The organism is Shewanella sp. UCD-FRSSP16_17 (genome assembly GCF_001675935.1).
GTDB classification, from domain to species: Bacteria; Pseudomonadota; Gammaproteobacteria; order Enterobacterales; family Shewanellaceae; genus Shewanella; species Shewanella japonica.
Genome location: NZ_LZFV01000047.1, coordinates 87,898 through 109,487 on the forward strand (window position 1 = coordinate 87,898; position 21,590 = coordinate 109,487).

Here is a 21,590-nt window from a genome sequence, read left to right on the forward strand (position 1 = left end):
TTACTCCGTTATCATTGAAATTTTAAGTTTTATTAATTCAGCCTGTTTACCAAGCTCTGCAATGGCGGCTTGTTCTTGTAGATTAAAGTAATAAATACACCCCACTACAATTAAGGCTACAAGTAAGGTTGATATGTTTTCAGCTAGCCATCCGACAACTAGCTCTACAATCCATGAGAGTGCGTTAGTCATTATTTTTCATCTCGTATACTTTCCTTGCCCTGTCTTTCATTCGATAAAACCAAAGCGTTTCAACACCAACAACTTGCTGGTTACTGGCATCGTTAACAGTGATAATTATTACTTGCCTCATATTGTCGCCTTACATTTTGGCAGCTCTTGGTAATCAAAGGTATTCAGGCTGATTGATTGACTAATGGCCGCAGCATCAAGGCTTTTTAACATAAAGCAGCGGTAGCGCTTACTGTTCTCAAGCTCTAACAAAATAAGGTTATTATGGCCTTTACTCTTTAAACTATTAAGTAAAGCTAAGGTCTCTTCATTATTATTTAAATAGCTGACCATATTGGTTTCAAGCTTATCAATAACTGACTTCTTCCCAACCGAGCCTTGGCTTAAATTAAACCAATAAATCGGGTCGTCATAATTAGAAATAAAGTTAGTGGCTAACTCGCTAACCTTAGGTTTATAGAAGTACTTTTGCTCTGCAAGCACGCCGATATTCGTATGCTCTAAAAAGTTTGGCATGCTGACTGATTTCACTTTATTGTCCGCTAACCTGACACCCATGTAAGCCCCCACATTGAGGTCTTGTTTTAGCACAGTAATATTCGTGTCAAATGGTGAGACAACCTCTTGAAACCCTAGTAAATTAGGGATGAATTGCAGTTGTTTATGAGCAAAGTCATCGTAAATTCTAAATGGATTTTCCCTTGAAATAATCTCACCTGTCGCCGCATCCTGAGTGTCTGTATTGGCATATAGCAGCTCAGCAACAACATCAATAACAGCTAAACGACGATAGGTACTGTGGATACCATTCTCAATATCCATCACGTAACCAAAGCCCATAGTAAAGCCTTGGTCAAGCAATGACTCTGTACTGTATGTATCAGCAAAATTAGCCATCATTTGGTTGTAAGCACTTTTGCTGTTCAGGCTAGCACCAACTGGCAACGCAAAGGCCATGACACCGCCTACAATCGCGACAGATAAATACCCTTTATGGCGTGGATATAGATAAAGACCAATTTTTAAAAATAACCCGCCAATCGCAAACAAGCTGGCAACAATACTAAAGGGAGGAATAACCGCTAAGGTGACCGCATCTTTACCCAGTTTATGCATACTGCCGCCAGGCGAAAATGCGGCTGTGGCAGCCGTCGATGTGACCATTTTAATGAACGAAATATTGTCTTGTTGATCCAGCCATTTTTTCTTGTAATTTTGTTCAGAAATGCCTGGTGTAAAGCTCGACAAATAAAATGGCCCTAAGCTATCACTTGCAAACTGCTTAACAACATCAGAACGAGCAAATGCCACCCGGTCAAGCCTTGGCTTTGGTAGCTTAAATTGAGATGACGCAAGATATTCATTCCAAATGGCTTTGGCTCGGCCTTTATATTTAGCTTCAATCGCATTTCGCAGTTGTTGATGATCATCAAATGTCCAATCATTACTGACGTTGACGATCCCACTTTTAAATGTACTAATCGCTATTTGGGTCGCGATTGTTGAGCTAAGGTACTGCTCATACTCCATGTCTTCTGGAATGCCATAATGGCGGTGTAAGTAGTTCACTCGCCCTCTATCAAACATTCCCAGTAAATTATATTTAGACTTGAACACTTTAGAAGCGTTGATCTCATCAGGTGCTAAGTAAATACCGAACGGTTCTCCATCTTCAAATTTGAGGTTGTTGATGTAATCTGCAAAGAGTTGTCTATTTCTATCTCGGCAATCTCTTTTACAATCCGAGTCCCAGTATCTTCTTTTAAATTCACTAAATTCTTTACGAAGCACACTTTCATCATCAGTGGCATAGCTTTCTCTAAACTCACCTGCAGTAAGCAAGGCTTCAGAGTATTCTTTCCAGTGGTCACTGATATTAGTATTAGCTTGCTTTAGTAACGCAACACGCTCAGCTTCAATCAATGCATAATTATTTTCTCTTTTAAATGCAGTGACATACTCTTTACTGGCTTGCTTATATTGCGAAAACTCTTGCTCATAAACGCGATCAAACTGACGAATACGCGGTAACGCTTCGGCTATAAACACATCTTCTTGGCGGCTTAACAAAAACTGATTGGCCATGCTTTCTAAATTACTGCCAATCAGGCTATTAAAGCCCGTTGATAAGTAAGCTAAAGACGGGATCATTGCGACCATCAATTGCTTGCGATTTGGGTCACTGGCAATGTTATCTAACTCTGGAAATCCTTCAATACTGACCACTTCAGCTAAGTAAGCTTCTTTATAAACAATAGCTCTTACGGCACCTAGCTTACCTTCATTACTGGTAATGTTAACCGCGGTATCAACCGCCACGCGAAGCGAAGGAATGATAAGCGCCCAAGCAACCACTAATACCAGCGGCCTAATTTTCCAATTTAGCTGCTTATTAACATATTTATCGTCTTTATCAGCCAATGAAGGCAAAAGCGTTTTAACTCGTTTACTGTTAACGAAAAACGTTGTGATACATAAAGCCAAACCAAAACCAGATAAGACTCGACCAAAAAGTTCGAGCCGCTCGGCGTTGAGACTAAATTCACCAAAAACCTGTTGAATAGGCTGAGCATATAAGTCAATCAATAGCACATTGAGCGATAACTCTAGACAAACATACACACTGAACAAAGCCAGTATGAACACAATAATGAAGTGCTCAAAAAGTTTACTTTTCATTATTTACGCGCCTTAAAATTGCTCTGCCATTTACGGTTTTAGTGTTACCGTCGCCAATTCTGCTACTGCATTCTGCAAGTAAATGGCTTTCTGGCTTAATGCATCGATCGGCAATTAACTGGTTGTTATCGCCATAAGGCTTTTTATCACCCCATATGTTGAGATAAACCCCTTCGCTAAATAGCGCTTCTTGCTCAGCTAACTGATTAAAGTCAGCATCTTTAGGCAATGTTGCTACCAGTAGTTGTTGGTCGATTTTTAAAGGTGGTTTTAGCACATCGTTTACTGGATCATTCACCAAATTAGTATTGGTTTTCATGCACGCAGTTAATGGATCCGACTCGAAAATAATGGCTAAGGTTTCACTATCACCAAAGCTATCGTTTACTTGTATTTGGGTGACCCCGTGAGATGACGAATGAATAAATCGTTGCTGGCTATTTGCTTTGGTGGTGATGGCCTGAAACCCTGCGGTCTTAACTGACGCAGCCTGACTCGCAGACACAATAAATGAAGTGGCATGTTGTTCAAACACCTGACTCACAACTTGCATAAGCAGCTTCAATTGGGCGTTTGTTGGGTTAGCAGATGGCTGAAATATTAACTGGTCTTGTGCTGAGAATGTAGCAGAAAAGTCTTCATAAAAATCGTTAAGTGGCATCAATTCACGCTCGGGATTAACGACTTTCCACTGTTCATCGCTATAAATGACTTTTAAAACAAAGCCACTAAGTAAATCTTGATGCTGACCAATATAACTCGGCAACGGTCTATCGCTAATTTGATAATAAAGCGCAGATTGACACACATTTTGATTTAACGGCAATACTTCACCAGTGCGACTGATGACCAGATTACGACGTTCTAATGCATGTTGTAAGGCTTGATCTTTTGAAAGTAAACTTGCGTGGGCTGCGATAGATGGGCTGATATTGATAGCAGGTTTATAGCTATCTGGTCTTTTATCCACTGCACATCCGGTAAACATAAGCGCTACCAGTAAACCAATGCAGACATTTCTCAATAACGACACAAAAACCCCTCTTCTTTATCATTGCGAACTGAAAATAAAGCAGAAAATTAACAAATGCAACGAAAATAGAACCTTGCTCGTTCAATAAGTGATCTAAAGTCGCTTTTTGTAACGTTTACTGTCATTTCTGCCTATTTTTCAAACAGTAATATTGAAGCGCTCCAACTGACTTTATCCTTTATCACTCAGGTCACCTTTAAGGTATTTCTGCAATTCCCGCCACCCAAGCGGTGATATCTCGAGTGGTGTCATTCACAATAAAATTAAATTTTTAAGGTGGACTCTCCAACTAATGGCTTCTATTTATCTTGCAACATGCGGTTTAATTTTTAATCGATAATTCAAAACCTTAATTCACAAGTTGCTAATGTTTATGACAGTCGAAGCATGCACGAATACCCCCAACTATGACATCTTTGTACAAAAATAACGCAACACCCTATTGCGATCACATACATCATACGTTTACACTAATTATATCAATTTGCTTGCATATCTGTTTGTAAACATAGGTCACCAACATGATGGGCCCATTTATTTGCACTGCTGTCAGTTAGCCCAGCCTCAATTGATACAGATGAGAAAACAGCCTGATGCTGTGTATTTCTCCTATAAAAATAAGCACTTAATTCCCGAAAAATTAAGGCTTATATTACCCTAGTAAATAAATGGACTATTTATGAATAAAATTAGAAAGTTAACAGCACTAAGTTGTAGTTTGCTTAGTGTGTTTTCATTACAAGCCTTTGCTGCTGCACCTAGTGCTCCGCCTATTGCGAAACCCGGTGAAACTTGGGTATTACAAGCCAAACGTTCTGATGAATTTAATAATAAAGACTCTGCAAAATGGAACTTTCAGCCTGAAAACTTTGGTGTTTGGTCTTGGCGCGACAGTAATGCTGTTGTTTCTGGCGGCAAGCTGACTCTAACCACTCGACGTGAAAATCACACCCGTACTTTCTGGGATGGTTGTAATAAAAAACAAGTGCCAAACTACCCTTTGTACTACACCTCAGGCATAGCTAAATCACGTGCAACGGGTAATTACGGTTATTACGAAGCAAGAATTAAAGGCGCAAGTACTTACCCTGGTGTATCACCTGCATTTTGGATGTACAGTACCATTGACCGCACCCTGACTGAAGACGGCGATGTGCAATACAGCGAAATTGATGTGGTTGAATTAACGCAAAAAAATGAAGTTAGAAAATCAGATCATGACCTACACAACATTGTAGTCATTAATGGTGAGCCGACTTGGCAACGCCCGTTAAAAGTGCCATTTAATCACAATCAAATAATTCTGCCTTATGATCCTCGCAACGACTTTCATACCTATGGTGTAAACGTCACTAAAGACAGCATCACTTGGTATGTCGATGGTAAAGAAATCGCCACTAAGGAAAATAAATATTGGCATCGTCAGATGAACTTAACGCTGTCACAGGGATTACGTGCCCCATTAACTGAATTTAGATGTAACCAGTTCTATCCATCAGATCAACGACCATCTGCCGGTTACCCAACCTCAATGGAAGTTGACTACGTTAGAACATGGTTTAAAACCAACGGTGGCACTGGGCCAACCGATCCTACTGACCCAACCGATCCGACCGATCCTGGTAATGGCAATGACTGCCCTACTACTTGGGTTCCGGTAACTGGGGTGACAGTCACACCTGCTTCTAAGGTGCTTGCTAAAAACCAAACTGTTAGCCTGAACACTACGGTATTGCCGCAATGCGCCACCAATAAAAAAGTCACATATTCATCAAGTAATGCCACTGTTGCCGTGGTTAACTCAAATGGCGTTGTTACCGCGCGTAAACGGGGTAATGCTGTCATTACAGTAAAAACCAAAAATAAGGGTAAGGTAGATACGGTCAATATTACGGTTAATTAACCGACTAATATTGTATTAAACTCACCTATCCAAACCGTTACAAGCTTATTGTTACATAAACTCGATCAGTCTATGTATGCAGTCAATAAGCTTGTTAATTGGCGCCCCCTTCAATGACGATGAAGGTTTTTATGGTAATAACTAAAAAAGGTGACAAAGTGACGATAAACATAACCACTCACAACATCATCATCTTGGCTCTAATGGCCACTGCTCTGAGCTTGTTCGGTCGCCTTTTACTACAACAGCAGCTGCTAAAAGGCTTCCATGAACTGCGACTAGATGAGCCAAAAACAGGCGTATTACAATCCTATAAACCTGTAGCGACTGCTAATAACCGCTTATTGGCACAAGCTGAACGAGCAAGTGAACAAGCCAGCAAAAACCAACATACGAGCAATTTTATTGCTAGGCTTGAGCAAGCAAACCAAATTGCCTCATTTGAACAACGTGCACCGATTATCAAAAATCTACTGCAACAGTGGAGTAATCACGACATTCACGCCGTTTTACACTGGCTGCAACAGCAACCAATTACCAACGAACTCGGTGAATACTACTCTCCGGTGTTGCAGCGTTATATGCAAGAAGATGAGCTAGGCGCAGGCGAAATGATCCTCAGCTTGCCCGCTTTTGATGTGATGCCAAGTATTATTGCTCATTATATTAATCACCTTACCCATAAAGATGTTGAAGCTGCACTACTTTGGGTTGATAACATCCATGACGACTTATCAAAACAACAGGCAACTCAGTCATTACTCAATGCTTGGTCACAACAGGCTCCCCTTGAGGTAATGCAATACCTCTCCGATAACAACCAAATATCTGAAACCGTTAGCCAAAATGCCATGATATCGATTGCCAATCAGCTGAGTAAACAACAGCACCAAGCGAGCATAGACGCCATTCATCAATATCCAGAAGTGCTGCAAACCAAGTTGGTTTATAGCTTACTGACACATTGGCCCATTTCTGATGCAGACAATGCTATTGAATGGATTAATACCTTGGACGGTGGATTAAAAAATGAGGCTATCCGCAGTTATATTGACTACTTTGGTGTGAGCCAACAGCCTGAAGTCAGTTTTGAACTTGCCACAAATATGGTCAATCACCCATTAAAGTCAACTTTACTGCTTAGGGTGTTAACCCACTGGTATCGAATCGATCCGAGTTATGCAAGCCAACGTGTGCGAACGACAATGAAGCTAACTGAACTTGAAAAACAGCAACTTATTGCACAGGTTAATCAGGCTATTGAACGATCAAACCATCAACCAACTCGCTGACAAGGACTGAGTGACAGGCAAAGCACAGTAGCAAATACATTTAGGTTATAACCGGCGATAAAAAACCACGCTCAATAACATTGAGTGTGGTTAATGACTAAACTACAAATGGCGTTAATCACTACTTTTGAGTTTTACGGTACTCGTCAAAGTTATAACTATCTACTCCAGTGTCATTTCACTTAAGCTAAAGAATGTAAGCTGTTTTCATTATTGTTGATGTCACTTTAAAATTTAAAGAATGGCTAAAGACCTTATTTCTATTTAACAATTACACCAAACTGTATTAACATCATCTTGCTTCAAAAAATGAAGCGCCCACAATAATTCTAAATTTCTCATTGATTTAAATATCGCTTAGCACTCTATTTTATAAGCAAAAGGATTAGCTTAATGTCTTGGTGTTCGACACAATTTATATTAGTACTCTTAATTCAGAAACTGTTTGCTTTTATTTTTGTTATTACGACCATTACTCTTCCAACTTTCTCTATTAATGCCCAAGAACAAGAAATAAAGGCAAATTTAACACGGCATAATTTAGATAAAACTTGGTACAAAAATAGTTTTGCTGAAAAAGGAGTTGTGCTTACAACTCAACCTAAATGGGTTCAAACCATTGATAATGACTCCCCTCCTGAACCAGATTCAACAGAATTATCCGATGGGGTATATCACGTCATTCTCGACAATCAGATCAAGGTTTCAGATAGCGATACGTTAAAATTTAGCCGGTATGTCACCAAAGCTGTTACAGCTAAAGGGCTAGAGTATGTATCTCAAATCTCTATCGACTTTGATCCAACTTATGAAAAAATTGCTTTTCATGGCATAACACTCCATCGAGATGGCGAGCGCATTAATAAAAACCTTGAGAGCCAATTTTCATTAGATAAAAGAGATTCAGCAACCGACTTAATCTATGATGGAACCTTAACCGCATTTTGGTTAATAAACGACGTCCGGGTAGGAGATACTATAGAGTATAGTTATACGCGCGAAGGTGCTAATCCAGTCTATAACAATCACTTTTCCTATAATCGTTCGCTGCAATGGAGCGTGCCTATACACAAGCAATTCCTTCGAGTTATATGGGGAAGGTCTACACCACTCAATGTCAAATTTCATAATAGCGAACGTCAGTTCAAAACCACTAAACTAGGGAAAGAAACTGACTATCAATTGTTACTTCAAGATAACGCCCCACTCAGTATTAGCTCAGATGCTGCAATCTGGTACAGCCCTTACGAATACGTAGAAGTCAGTAGTTTGCCAAGCTGGGCATCAGTTATTAACTGGGCACTACCATTATTTGAGAAACAAGTTGATGACAGTGATTTAATTACTCGCCAAGTGCAGCAAATTAAAAAGCAGTCTAGTGTCCCTAAAGAACAGCTAGTTTTGGCACTCAATTTTGTACAGCAGGATATCCGTTATATGGGATTAGAGATGGGTAGTAATAGCCATTTCCCTGCAAAAGCGAGCGAGACCTTGCTAAAAAGATACGGAGATTGCAAAGATAAAACAGTCTTACTTTTAGCGCTGTTAAGAAAACTCAATATTACAGCTTCAGCAACACTAGTAAATTCTGAAAATGGTAAAATATTAAATAAATATTTACCTTCACCACAAACTTTTAACCATGCGATTGTCAAAGCTGAGTTAGATGAAAAAACTTATTGGCTTGACCCAACGTTACTTTATCAAGACGTCAATCTCGACGAACTTTATCAGCCAGATTATGGATTTGGATTAGTAATAAAAGATGGCAACAAAGCATTAGAATCACTAGCTAATAGCAATAGTGGTAGCAAAATTGACTTTAAAGAGCACTACGACTTAAGTGAGGGGGTGAAAGGTAATTCTACTTTTAATTCTGTTGTTACTTTAACGGGTCAAAAAGCACGTCAACTCCGTGCTAGGATTGAAAATAATAGTGTTACAGAATTATCTGAAACCTATGCAAGTTACTACAATTCAATCTTCAATGGCATTGAAATTGCTGAACCTTTAAAAGTTGACTTTAACCCTCAACAAGGCAATCTCTCCATTGAGGAGAACTATCGTTTAACCTCTGCTTGGACTCAGGACGATGATGAAGGATATAAAATCTATTTTTACGAAAGCCAGATCGCTCCTTACCTTAGTATGCCTGAAGGCTTTGGTGTACGTGAAATAGCTTTAGCCCACCCTCTAACAATACAAGGCGTTATTACTGCCAAACTTCGTCCTCAAAATTGGGATTTTGATCCAGAACTCATCAAAGAAGATAACCGTTTTTTTAGTACCATTTTCAAGCTAACTTTTGATAAAGAAAGCAACTTACTCACACTAAACTATTCTTATCAATCAAAAGTTGATCACGTTAAACCCTCAGATATTCAAGAGTATTCCAATGCTTTAGCTAATGTTACTGGCATTGACTCGTATGGGATTGTTGACTTTGATAACCCATCAACTCCTACAGTTATTAATGAACCTTCAACTCTACAAGTATTCATTGACGAGCTTGGAGGGTTAACATATTGGATTGTAGCGATAATTTGTTTCGGTATTGGTGTGCTTTTTACTATCGTCAGCCTATTAGATGAAACGAAACATCAAACCACTGCTACTTTTTATCCAATTTCATTCAAAAAATTCATTCTGTTAGGTCTTTTTTCTTTTTCTTTATACCTACCATATTGGAGCTACAAAAACTGGCAATTCATTAAAGCAACACATCGATCTGATATTTGGCCTATTGCAAGAGCGTTTTTCAATCCCTTATGGTTCTATGCTTTATTTATGTGGATGGAAGTAGACAGCGAACAACGAAACAAGCGTAATTGGCTGATACCCACTTGGGCTGCAGGGTTAAGTTTCATTGCTTTAATCTGCTACAACATAGTAAATAACAATATAAGTGTAAGTGTTGTAAGTTACATTATCCCTATTGCGCTATTTTTACCCTTAGTTCTATATGCAAACAAAGTAAACGGACGTGACTCTGAAGCGTACATTGCAAATTCAACACTCTATATTCGAAATTGGGTATTCATGATTTGCGCGATTCCATTGCTCGCCTTGATACTAGCTCAAGAGGTCAATTTAATTGCTAAAAACGACGTTATCAACGGTAAAAACCTCTGGCAACATGATATTAGTTTTATGCAAGATAATGAGATGATTCAAGCAGGATCCAGCCCAATTTATTTTTACAGTGAATCCTTTTTTAGCCTGCAAGAAGCTGGCAATGGCTTCACTCAAGACAACGTATTTTCGTACTGGACAGAAAATGATGAATTACACAAAATTTCTGCAGCATTTACCTCAGTTGAAAACATAACTGTTGAATATAGCGGCTCAGAAACTGAAGAAACACAAATAAACATTTTCTTAGAGAATAAAGATGAATTTTTCTTACTTGTCACTGCTTCTTCAGCCCAAGATAAAGTTTTTGTAGACAAGTTATTGCAACAATGGAATGCAAGTAAAACGCCTAAAAAAACTGATTCAGTTGCCGAACACACCAAAATAAAAGCTGAGTCCGTTTTATAGAGATACATAAAAAGCCACTGAGAAGTGGCTTTTTTATGCTGTTATACATTTTGAAGCTTACTTTTGAGTTTTACGGTACTCGTCAAAGTTAGTGATGTAATCTTCCATATTACCTTCTAGCAGCTTGCGATATTCTTCAACATAGTATGCAACCATTTCTGCTTTTTTCTGCTTCATTTGCTCTGCATTATCAAAGCTTGTCGATGCAAACCAAGCGTTATAACGAGCAAGTGAGTACATGAAAGAAGCACTGATCTCTCCCGTTTTCACCTGAGGATCTTGATTATTCTCGTTAGCAACATTAATGAATTGATTAGCACGCTCGAAAAACGCTTTATCTGGATTTGTTTCAAACATTATAAGACCCTTGAAATAAAAGCAGCCAAACGGACATGGCTGAATAGTAATACCTATTAACGTACGTGCTTTTAAGGCGATAAACCGTAAGATTGTTCACATTCTAGGTGACTGATATGTCATATCTGTGAGCCGTGTCAGCTTAGTCAATCCGCACGATCAAACAGGCATAAAAAAGCCCTACTTATGACTTGATTACAAGTATTAAGTAGGGCGACATTTTACTTAAAATATGTGGTCTATCTATCAAGCATCTTACTTAGCTTTACAGTTGAACTCGCCGCTGTAGTCAAAGTTGAAGTTGTAGATAGTGAAGCCTTCAGTGCCTTCTTTAGTGCCATCTTCACCTTCAGTAGACAAGCCTGTGATTTCATTTGTTGCACAGCGTAAGCCTTCGTCAAGCTTAGCCGAAGCAAATGAAACGCTAGTTGTGTTTGGCGCTTCAAGTTGGAACACTTTAGCATTCGGGAATTCAAGTGTTGTGCCTTCTTGCATCTCTAAACGATCTGCTAAGTAGAACTGAACTAATTCACGGTTGTTAAATGCGAACTCTTCTTTAACCATCACAGCGTTATCAACACCAGGCATACTTGAGTTAGACGCACGGTAGTTGTTGGTAATCACATAGATTTCAGCATTGTCAGCAATTTCAACACCATTGTAAGTCAGGCTCGTTAGCTGCTCATTTTCAGTTTCAGTGTACTGGTGACCATTGATGTCAGTGAATCTTGATTCGTTTTCAACATTCACAGTGTACTTAAGTAGCCCTTCGCCATCAGCATTAAAGCCACCGTAGAACGCATCGAAGTTATAACCTGGGAACTCTTCTACTAAGAAAGTTTCACCCGCTGATAACGGTAAGCTGCGGTATGCATTTGAGTTAACCCACTCAATCCAACGCTTCATGTCGGTACCAGTCATTTTCAATACTGCTGGCGTGTTGTTATCAAATACATAGATATCAGCAACAGATGCGTTAGTTAACTCACCTTCTTGAATGTTGGTGTAATCAGTACCGCCATTACGACCAGACTTGAATGGCGCAGATACAGATAAGAAAATCGCATCTTCTGAAGCATCAGCGAACTCGCCTTCTGCTTTCCATTTATTTAACTGGTGAAGTTGCGCTTCATTAACGACTTGAATAGATAAATCAGGTACCACTTGCGGGAAGAAGCTGTTCATGTTGACGTCGATATCAGCAATTGAGTCAGCCATGTATTCCACTGTGCCTTCGTGTTCAGTTTCAACTAAATCTTCGATTGCACCGTCAGAGCCTTCAACTAATGAGCGAAGTTCTGCAGTCGAGAAACTATGGTCAACCGCCCAAGTTTCACCTTTATCTTTAGAGAAAAGTCGTAAATCAATCACACCTAACTTAGCACCCCAGTAACCAGGCATCACTGCTGGAATACCGTTGATTAACCCTTTCTCTGCATCAACATTTGGAATGTCGCCATACTCGCCAGTCGAGTTAGGGAAGTCACGGTGATCGTGGCCAAACATGATGGCATCAATGCCTTCAACGTAACCTAAATGCAGTGATGCATTTTCAGCAAATTCGTCATCGTTATTGTTTAAGCCTGAATGCGGAATAGCAACAATCACGTCTGCGCCTTCAGCTTTCATGATTGGTACGTAATGTTCAGCCGTTTTCTTGATGTCTGAAACCACAACGTTACACACTAAGTGAGCAGCATCCCAACCCATGATGTCTGGTGGAGTAAAACCAATCACACCCACTTTTACCGTGTATGTCTCACCATCTGCAGCAGTAAATTCACGATCTAAAATCACATATGGGTCATACATGTGCTCAGCAGTTTCGTAGAAATCTTCAGTAATGCGAACTTCACATTCATCAGCAGCTGCGCTCACTTTTTCTAGTGAATCATCAGCTTTCCACACGTTTGCACCAACGTAAGGGAATTCTGAACCTTTAAGTGCTTCATCTAAGTACTCTAGACCATAGTTGAATTCATGGTTACCTAAGTTAGCAGCATCATATTCTAAATGATTCATCGCTTTGTAAACTGGGTGCTTCTCACCTTTTAAGTGCTCTGCGCCAAGTGCTGCCATGTAGTCGCCCATTGGACTACCTTGAATCAAGTCACCATTGTCAAACAACATGCTATTAGCGACTTCTTTACGAGTTTCTGCAATCACTAAAGAAGTACGTGCTAAGCCCCACTCTGGTAGGTTAGCTTCATTGTGTTCAGCACTTTCAAAGTAGTTATATGGCATAACGTTAGTATGGATATCTGTTGTCTCCATAAGACGGATATCCATTGAAACGATCGTATTTTCAGGCGGGGTTTCTGGTTTATCGTTATCAGATGAATTACAACCCGCTAGTGCAGCTGCAACACTTGAGACAAGAAGCAGTTTCTTAGCATTAAATTTCATGTTCACTCCAAAGGAATTAAAGTATTTCTTTCATTTGAACCATTACCGCCATGTTTCTATTAATCACATTAACTGAACATAAGCCGCAAAGTATTTATTAGTCACGGTCATTAAAGACGGCGACAAATTAAATAAAATTAATATCTAAGTAAAGTGAAGAATAAATGATACACCGAAACAAATTAACAACTCGGAATACACCACAATAGAAAAACAGAAAGTAAATTAAATAATAAAATTACAGTTTGAATGGAAAAACAAGATAATCAGCACGGAAGGTTTATGACATGGGTATTAAAGTTGAAAAACAAATGCGTTTTTAGATGAAAGAACTCATACATCGCGCACAAAGACCCCAATGGCTTATCAAACTGGATAAAAATATTAATCACTGCCGATTAACAATAATATAGCTCACCAATAATCCGTCAGTCTGAACAATAAAATTATAATTAAAATCTATATATTACCATTCAACCACTTAGAGTAAAACGAGCCGCAAGGGTAAAAATACAAAACATCACAAATAACAACGAAACCAGCATAAAACACTTAAAAAATAAAAGCGCGCAAACAAAACAACCCAAGATTAAAGTCAAAACAAAATATGATCTAAAAATTACAATCCTGATAGAAACATAAATAATACTGGTTAAAAAACCAACAATAAATACAGCTAAACACTACAAAAACAAAATTTATCTTTGAATAACAGCAATCAATCCGCAAACAAACAAGCTCAAATGCTGACGCAATAATTAAACAGTTACAAAACAAGCGTAACAAGTTAACCACAAAACTTATTGGTAGGGTGTATTGTTTGCTCTCTATTATTAACTCAGCACTTAAGTTCATATAAAACTAAGTAGTAATATCAGCAATAAATAAATCACACTCAACTAAAGAGACAAAATACAATAGCAAAGTATAACCGATAAATATAATTTTAACGCCAACCAAATTGCAAATAAATATTACAACAACAAGACATACATATTAATTATTTAATATATCATTATGGCAGCTCGCATATTTAACCGACTAGAGGATTAATTATCTATTAATCAGTTAAAAACCGGATCCCACCTTAAAATAAAGCGCATTTTCTTCATCACTGGCTGCAATATCTATCCCCATGTGAATACCATAGCGGCGTGCGATTTGGTAGCGAAAGCCAACACCGTATGCATTAACGCTTTCAAGACCATCTTTGAATGATTCATTTTGCGTGACGCCATAGCCGTAAAAACTTGAGACGGTCCAGCGGTGATCAATGTGATACATCAATTGCGCCTGTAATGTTCCTACCTGCTCCCCTTGATAGCGAAACGCCGATACGCCTCGCATATCAACATATGGTTTAGCTGTGGGCGATAATTCAGTGTCTTTCTCATAAATTTCGTCATAGCTGCCCGCCACCGCAAATGTCCACTTATCAGCGATAGGAAAGTAAGCTTCAGCACTGGCATTCAAGGTCGCATAATGACTATCCGATCCAAAAGCTTCATCAAAAGCCATATATTCAGCCGACAAAATATAGCCGTTTTTAGGAAAGAACATATTGTCACGGGTATCAAACTCTGCCACGAGCCCTAAGCCAGATGTCGTATGCTTATCACCTAATGCTTTTTGCAGTAACCAATCAATAATTTGATTTGACGATGATACGCTCGACTCTGACCATATCTGTTTAACGCCAAGCATTAATGGCGTATCTGCAACTCTAAATTGTAATTTTTGCAGTGCAAAAAAAGCCTCTGTCGATGTATCAAACTTAATACTTTGATTCGGAGGCAATATCCCACCCAAATCGGTATAAATGTTTAAATTCGCTTTGGCTGCACCAGCACCGCCTGTGTAGCGGATCCGATCATTAAGCCAAGAGTGACGATGACCAGCCAGCGCAAACCAAGTACCATTTTCTGTACCACCTGCGCCCACTAGAGTCATAGCAGCAGGAATAAGTTGCGCTCCACCGTCTACAGACTCAAGTGCCTTTTGTTTCCTTAATGCTTTTTCTTCTTCTGTTTCATGTAAGAACAGTCCCACTAATCCGCCACCAAAGCCCACTGCGGGTTCAGTAATAATCACTGGGACGGGTAAAAAACCGTAAGCATTTTCCGCCAAATGATGCCCTAAATCGAGCTGACCATCTTGCTCATCAAAAAAGTATGATGACTCTGCCATTGCATGTGATGAAGCCACCAACATGGCAAATAGTGAAAGATTTTTGAACATGGAAATGCCTATTTAACAATGCAATAAATACAACTGGAACGCGCTTCTGAATATTCCGTTGTCAAAGAGGCGCCAACAAGAATTAAGGTCTATTTTGAAGGAAACATAAAAGGTCAACGAATCGCTGATGAAGGATCGCATCATACCAATGCAGGCAGCATTGCGTTCATCAGCCCCAAACTGATACGGCTAACACTGCTGTAAAATTAAGATAAAAACGATAATAAAAACATAAGCAGACCTTATATTAGCAATTAAGCGTTAATATTCAGGCCTTTTACCCTGCCACCTCACACTTTACGCATTTCATCAACAGCAAGGTAACGTTAATAACATATACTAAACACTCCTTCACTTTATCCCATAGGAAAAATGATGACTCGTTATTCACTTGCCGCTACCTGCATTGCTTTAGCGTTATCCACGACTGCCAATGCAAGCTCGATTGAAGAAGAGCTACAAGCGTTAAAAGAACGAATTGAACAGCTAGAAGCACAACAAGAGGCTGCCAATAAAACGCAGCAAACCGTACAACAGGATGTTGTCGTCATCAATGAAGTTGAAGTCGTCGAAGCTGTGGAAACGGTTGAGAAAACCGAAGCCAAGGTCAACTTTGGTGGCGCTGTCCGAGTGAACTATTCCTATGAAGATTTTAATGATGCTAATGCCGATCGTGGTGGTGATTTTGACTTCGACCTATTTAGAATCGACGTTTCGGGCAGCTACGGCGACTTAATCTACTCAGCACAATACCGTTGGTTTGAGTACATGAATGTGGTGCAACATGCCTGGATTGGCTATAACTTTGACGAACATCAACAAGGTAAAATCGGGGTCACTCAGGTGCCGTTCGGCATGCTCACCTACGCATCGAATAACTACTTTTTCAGTTCTAACTTTTATCTTGGTCTAGAAGATGACCATGATATGGGCCTAAATTACACATACAAAAGCGACGTAAACCGTTTTGATGTCGCCTTTTATAAGAATGATGAACAAGGTGGCATTGATGGGTTTGTGTCAGATCGTACTGACCGCTATGCCTACGATGTCGTGGGAATTCGCTTAGACGGCGAGGATGCTTATGATGCACCAACAGCAGGTTATGAAGCCGGTGAAGTCAACACCTTTAATCTGCGTTACGCCCACAATTTTACTTTTGACAAACTGGGCGTTGAATTAGGCGGCTCAGTACAAGCTGGCCAATTAGAAATTGCTAACGGCACTGATGGTGACAATTTTGCGGCAGCGATTCACGGTATTCTTGATTATGATCGCTGGAACGTGAAATTACAGGTCACTGATTATGAGTACAATGTCGATGGTATGGACGTTGACCGTATAGTGGTTGCTGCTTATCACTTCTATGACTCCATCCCAGCCGAAGCGACCACTTACATCGCAAATGTCGCATACAGCTTGCCGGTTGATTTTGGCCCAGTATCTAACTTAACTTTTTATAACGATTATTCATTGGTCACAGGTAAATCGGCATCACTTGAAGACACCTTTATGAATGTCACTGGCATGGCAGTGTCAGCAGGCGGTCTATACACTTACTTCGATTATGTTGTCGCCGAAAACCAACCTTTCATCGGTGGCACTATGGTGGGTAATGGTGATACTAACAAGCGCTTTAACATTAACTTTGGCTACTATTTCTAATCGCTTATTGCGTTATTAAAGAAGACAATATGCCCGATTATCACTCGATAAACGGGCATATTTTTATCATGTTGCGCGCTCTGGCCTTTCTTTGATTTCTTCACTTTTACTTCATCTTTGCAGCTTTTTTCTCACTTGATGCAAGCTAATTACTGACAAAAAAAAGCCCATCAATCAAAGAGAGATGGGCAAAAAAGGTAAATGATGAAATATGAAAAAAAGCGCTAATTACACCTCGAATTTGTAATAAATGTAGAATCGAGTATCCGTTAGGTCGTCGCCTGTCGCGTAATTAACAATGGCATGGCGAGCTCGAACACTTAAGCCTTCCACGTATTCAGTTAAGTCATAACGGACTGACAAATCGGTTTCGTCGATATCTTGGCTTGAATCACCATCAACTTGATAATTTGCATAATTCAAATAAGCACTCACCCCATTCAAGGCAGAGCTAGGGGCAAATCGATAAGCTAACTGTGCACCATAGGCATCTTCATTCGCTCGACTCGATTGAACAACTTGCTGAATGATTACTTTTTCATCACCAAATGGCGCAATGATATTCCCGTCACCAGTAGTGACGTATTTCACTGTTGCATCAAAGCCATTCCACTTCATACCGAGGTGGAAACCTGCTTGATAAGTGTCAAACTGCGCTGCGGTGTTATCTAAATTACCAATTGAATCTTGCTTCAAATACGACGGTTTGAAGTACCAATTAGTCGCCCCTAACTCACCGCTCAAATCAAACTTGATGTGATATTGGTCGTACACATCTTGCATTGAGTAGTACCAAACACTCGTTTTAGCCTTAATAGCATCGATTGGTAAAGCGTAATTTGCGCCTAATGCCAACATAGGATTGTCATCAACATCAACAATAATACCGCTACGTGCTAACTCTCCTTGAATCCCCTCTGACACACTTACAAAAGACTCTTCAGTCCATCCCATGTAGTCAGTGATATACAAAGCCGAAATGGCTAAGTTATCGATAGAGGTATTTTTAACACTCGCACCACGGTAGGTGAATGGAATCGCACGCAATGGGAACGGATTCATCATAGGTGTACGCAGTTCTTGTGCACCGACGGTAATTTTAGTGTCAAACCAATTACCCGACACAAAGTACTCTTGTAAACGATTAACCGATTCACGTTCAGCGATACTACCTGGTGCTCCACCACCAACAAGGCCATAAATACCTTCACTGTTCGCATCCCAAATGGGGTTAGCTGAAGCAAAAGAACCGCCGAAGCTCACACCATTTGCCTCGCCTGAACGTAAGTAAAATAATCCGCCTAACGATGTATCACGACGATCAGTCGTCTCGCCATCAAAATCACGTTGAAAATCGAATAATTGAAATTGACCTTTAAAGCTACCGTCATCAAACAAGTTTGAGATGGGATCGGCAGCGAACGCTGGGCTTGCGGTCATGCAGGCCACCACTAAAGGGAGTAGTTTTGTTTTCATTTTGTCATCCTTGTAAATCAAAAATTAGTTAATTGCTGGACTCGCTCATTGGCTAAGGCACAACAAAATCAAATCGAAGATGACAACTACCACAGTAGTTTTCAGATGCTTTATGCTGATTGTGGCAGTAAGTACAGTCAGTCTCAGTGCTAAAGTGACGGTTTTCATGTGGGTTTGTTGGCATGACATTTTTAGTCGTTTCAGCCAATTCTTTAGTGTCATGACACTCTAAACACTTAAACATTGGCACCGCTTGAGGAGGCTTAGTTTCATGACAATCGCTACATTCAACACCAGCAGCTTTATGGGTGTTACCTAACGACTTATCAGCAGCGATTGCGCCATTAGCAAACACAGTCAATGCCATTGCAAGCAAGATATTTTGTAAGATAAATTTGTTCATTGTTTTATTCCATTTCCATCAAGTCATTTGGAATGGATGCCTGATGCTCAGGCCTCCATATCAGATATTCTTTGCAACTTATAAGTTAGCGACGTGCTTACCTGCTAAGTAACCGAAGGTGTAACAACGCCCTAGCGATAGACCGAATACCGTTAGTGGGTAATCAACGCCGCCATAGAATCCGCCGCCAAGATTACCGATAACAAATAGGCCGCCAATCGGCTTACCATCGGCATCCAAAGCTTGATGGTTTTTATTCACCAACATGCCAGAACAAATAGTAGAGATACGCATACGACGATGAATACCGTAGAAAGGCGCTTTTACAACTGGCAGCATTTTGCTTGAAGGCTTACCAAAATCATCATCCATGCCTTTTGCGCAAAGCTCGTTATAACGCTTCACATTCGCAGCTAAAGTCTTAGGGTCACACTCTAATTTCTCAGCTAACTCTTCGATTGTGTTAGCCACATAAGTGTTGGTTTGCGAAGCATAAACACCCGTTTTAGGTGTTGGATCTTCAGGCATGTACTTTTTCAACTGCTCAGGAGAGTAAAGCTTGCCTGGCCAGTCTGCTGCTTCTGTCATGTAATTTGAGTCGAAGATTTGGCTGTAATGACCTGCATTTTCTTCGTCACGGAGATAGTTATTCATTAATGACATCGCAACGGTTTCGTTAACGAAACGATTACCTTTGCGATTAACAGCAAGGAATGGCATATCACACATAGAAGCAGGGCCTGCATCGAAATCATGCAACATCTTAGTGTGGCCAACAGGTTCAATGACACCACCCGCCCAATAAGCCATGCTGAAACCGTCACCTGTACGTTCCATTTGCTTACGTTCGAAGTTCTTCAAATCAGGGATGAAGAAATTACACATCGCTTCATTATTTTGGTAATCACCAGACGATAAAATGACGCCTTTTTTGGCCATGTATTTGTGGTATTTACCATCACGGCTTTTTGCGATAACACCAATCACTTTGCCTGATGCATCTTGAATAAGTTGTTGCGCTGGCGTATTGAAGAAGAATTTCACACCCGCTTTTTCTGCTGTTTTAGCCAAGTCACGCATACCGTCACCAGCGGTATAAGGCTTAGGTCCGAAATATGACGTCACAAAGTTAAGCTTATGCTCGGTGACGCCATGAATACCATGTTGAGGACCAGTACCTTGGTCAACCACTGACGCGCCACCTTTTTTAGCACGGTCAATCACCCAAGAAATGGCTTCACCAGAGTTGTATGCCCACTCTCGGACAAGCTCAGGATGACAACGGTGAGCACTGTCGCTCATTAAACGTGACACCATGGCTTCAACGCCTGCTTTGTCACAGTTTTTTAAGTCTAAACCTGAACCGGTATTACCTTGTGAAACCACAATGGCTTGCTTTTGCAATACAGCAACTTTGGCACCGTTTTCAGCAGCAGAAAGTGCAGCAGGAACGCCCGCAGCACCAGCACCCACTACTACCACGTCAAATGTTTGCGTCGAAGCAATGTCTTTATCAGCGATTGGTTTTGGTTTCGGCATGAAATCTAGTGTCGCACCACCGACAGACGCATGAGCTGCTTCAGCTCCTGACTCTGCAGCAGTTGCACTTGCCATCCCCCCTAATCCAGCAAAAGCCACGGCGCCAGTACCTTGTACTGCACGTGTCATAAAACTACGACGAGAAATACCATTTTGAAGCACATTCGCAGTGTACTGATCGATAACGTTGTCTTTACTCATTTTAAAACTCCATTTGCATTCGCCGTAAATGAGAAGCTCCACGCTGCCAACAGCAACAATGAACTCTGTCAAAACAGCAAAGGCTACTTACTTATCAAAGTAGGGTTAGTGTGTTTGCGTCAGAAAAGGAGTAAGCCGCACTTTGATAGAAACGAAATTTGCTATGTCCTACCCCTTTAGGGCTAATGTATGACATATAACATTTAACCAAAAGGATCTAAGGTGACATTTATGCGGTCGATCTCAAAAAAAAGTTATTTTGTGATCCATTAAGTAACAAGGTTGTAAAAGGCTAATTTACGTATTAGGCAAGATGATGGGGCAGTGAGAAAGGAGCATTACAACAAGTGTTTTACCTATTAAAAACAGGGTCATACTTACTATTTATCAAAGGCTTAAAAATAAAAGGTGTATTTTTATATCGCATTATCCTTAACTAAAATGGAGCAAAAAATTCGCTTCTAGCAACCTGGTCAAGTATCCGAAATTATCCTTTTCGTAACAAAGCAAGAAGAAAAAAAAGCCAAAAGTTCTCCCATGTTTATAGAAGAAACATAGACTTAAAAACACCAAGCAGATCAGTTTTTTTGCCAATTTACCCCAAAACCAACACGATATCCTGAGGCGATGGCCTATCGCCCATGCTATGATAATTGCCATAGTAAA

General features: G+C 40.1%; 14 protein-coding genes. 4 read left to right on the forward strand and 10 right to left on the reverse strand.

The features are described from left to right. The 4 genes from A9267_RS19265 to A9267_RS19275 are packed head-to-tail and all read right to left on the reverse strand — an operon-like array spanning position 1 to position 3,904. Positions 1–192 (reverse strand): hypothetical protein, encoded by a 192-nt coding sequence (locus A9267_RS19265; RefSeq protein WP_055025553.1) that lies wholly within the window; start codon positions 190–192, stop codon positions 1–3. Then, complete coding sequence (locus A9267_RS22205) at positions 185–313, reverse strand: hypothetical protein (protein ID WP_269454738.1); 129 nt, start codon at positions 311–313, stop codon at positions 185–187. The genes A9267_RS19265 and A9267_RS22205 overlap by 8 nt, the downstream gene beginning before the upstream one ends. Then, entirely contained in the window at positions 310–2,871 is a 2,562-nt protein-coding gene (locus A9267_RS19270) for a hypothetical protein (RefSeq protein WP_065110386.1), read from the reverse strand. The genes A9267_RS22205 and A9267_RS19270 overlap by 4 nt, the downstream gene beginning before the upstream one ends. Next, positions 2,861–3,904, reverse strand: coding sequence for a hypothetical protein (locus A9267_RS19275; protein ID WP_156669209.1), 1,044 nt, complete (start codon positions 3,902–3,904; stop codon positions 2,861–2,863). The genes A9267_RS19270 and A9267_RS19275 overlap by 11 nt, the downstream gene beginning before the upstream one ends. Positions 3,905–4,583: 679 nt before the next feature. Between A9267_RS19275 and A9267_RS19280 the strand changes: the two genes are divergently transcribed. From A9267_RS19280 to A9267_RS19290, 3 genes are all read left to right on the forward strand, one after another. Next, positions 4,584–5,807: a family 16 glycosylhydrolase gene (locus tag A9267_RS19280; RefSeq protein WP_065110388.1), complete on the forward strand. Its 1,224-nt coding sequence runs from the start codon at positions 4,584–4,586 to the stop codon at positions 5,805–5,807. 158 nt (positions 5,808–5,965) lie between these two features. Further along, the gene (locus tag A9267_RS19285) at positions 5,966–7,099 is read left to right on the forward strand and encodes a hypothetical protein (protein WP_156669210.1); all 1,134 of its coding nucleotides are present in this window, start codon (positions 5,966–5,968) and stop codon (positions 7,097–7,099) included. A 393-nt stretch (positions 7,100–7,492) separates the two neighbouring features. Further along, the gene (locus A9267_RS19290) at positions 7,493–10,639 is read left to right on the forward strand and encodes a DUF3857 domain-containing protein (RefSeq protein ID WP_065110390.1); all 3,147 of its coding nucleotides are present in this window, start codon (positions 7,493–7,495) and stop codon (positions 10,637–10,639) included. 57 nt (positions 10,640–10,696) lie between these two features. On the opposite strand, the gene A9267_RS19295 is transcribed toward A9267_RS19290, so the two are convergent. From A9267_RS19295 to A9267_RS19305, 3 genes are all read right to left on the reverse strand, one after another. After that, the gene (locus A9267_RS19295; protein WP_055025560.1) at positions 10,697–10,996 is read right to left on the reverse strand and encodes a DUF3144 domain-containing protein; all 300 of its coding nucleotides are present in this window, start codon (positions 10,994–10,996) and stop codon (positions 10,697–10,699) included. Between the two features lie 255 nt (positions 10,997–11,251). After that, positions 11,252–13,402: a bifunctional 2',3'-cyclic-nucleotide 2'-phosphodiesterase/3'-nucleotidase gene (locus A9267_RS19300; RefSeq protein ID WP_065110391.1), complete on the reverse strand. Its 2,151-nt coding sequence runs from the start codon at positions 13,400–13,402 to the stop codon at positions 11,252–11,254. 1,068 nt (positions 13,403–14,470) lie between these two features. Then, the gene (locus A9267_RS19305) at positions 14,471–15,640 is read right to left on the reverse strand and encodes a BamA/TamA family outer membrane protein (RefSeq protein WP_082972465.1); all 1,170 of its coding nucleotides are present in this window, start codon (positions 15,638–15,640) and stop codon (positions 14,471–14,473) included. 375 nt (positions 15,641–16,015) lie between these two features. On the opposite strand from A9267_RS19305, the gene A9267_RS19310 reads away from it, so the two are divergent. Beyond that, on the forward strand, positions 16,016–17,305 hold the full coding sequence (locus A9267_RS19310; protein ID WP_065110392.1) for a hypothetical protein: 1,290 nt from the start codon (positions 16,016–16,018) through the stop codon (positions 17,303–17,305). A gap of 228 nt (positions 17,306–17,533) precedes the next feature. Here A9267_RS19310 and A9267_RS19315 read toward each other — a convergent pair whose 3' ends face one another. From A9267_RS19315 to A9267_RS19325, 3 genes are all read right to left on the reverse strand, one after another. Next, a complete protein-coding gene (locus A9267_RS19315) occupies positions 17,534–18,781 on the reverse strand; it encodes an OprD family outer membrane porin (RefSeq protein WP_065110393.1) in 1,248 nt (415 codons plus the stop codon). 52 nt (positions 18,782–18,833) lie between these two features. Continuing rightward, positions 18,834–19,184 carry a cytochrome c3 family protein gene (locus tag A9267_RS19320; protein WP_055025564.1) on the reverse strand — a complete coding sequence of 117 codons (351 nt, stop codon included), beginning with the start codon at positions 19,182–19,184 and terminating at the stop codon, positions 18,834–18,836. 78 nt (positions 19,185–19,262) lie between these two features. Then, positions 19,263–20,924, reverse strand: a complete 1,662-nt coding sequence (locus A9267_RS19325; protein ID WP_055025565.1) for an FAD-binding protein — start codon at positions 20,922–20,924, stop codon at positions 19,263–19,265. Positions 20,925–21,590: the final 666 nt, after the last annotated feature.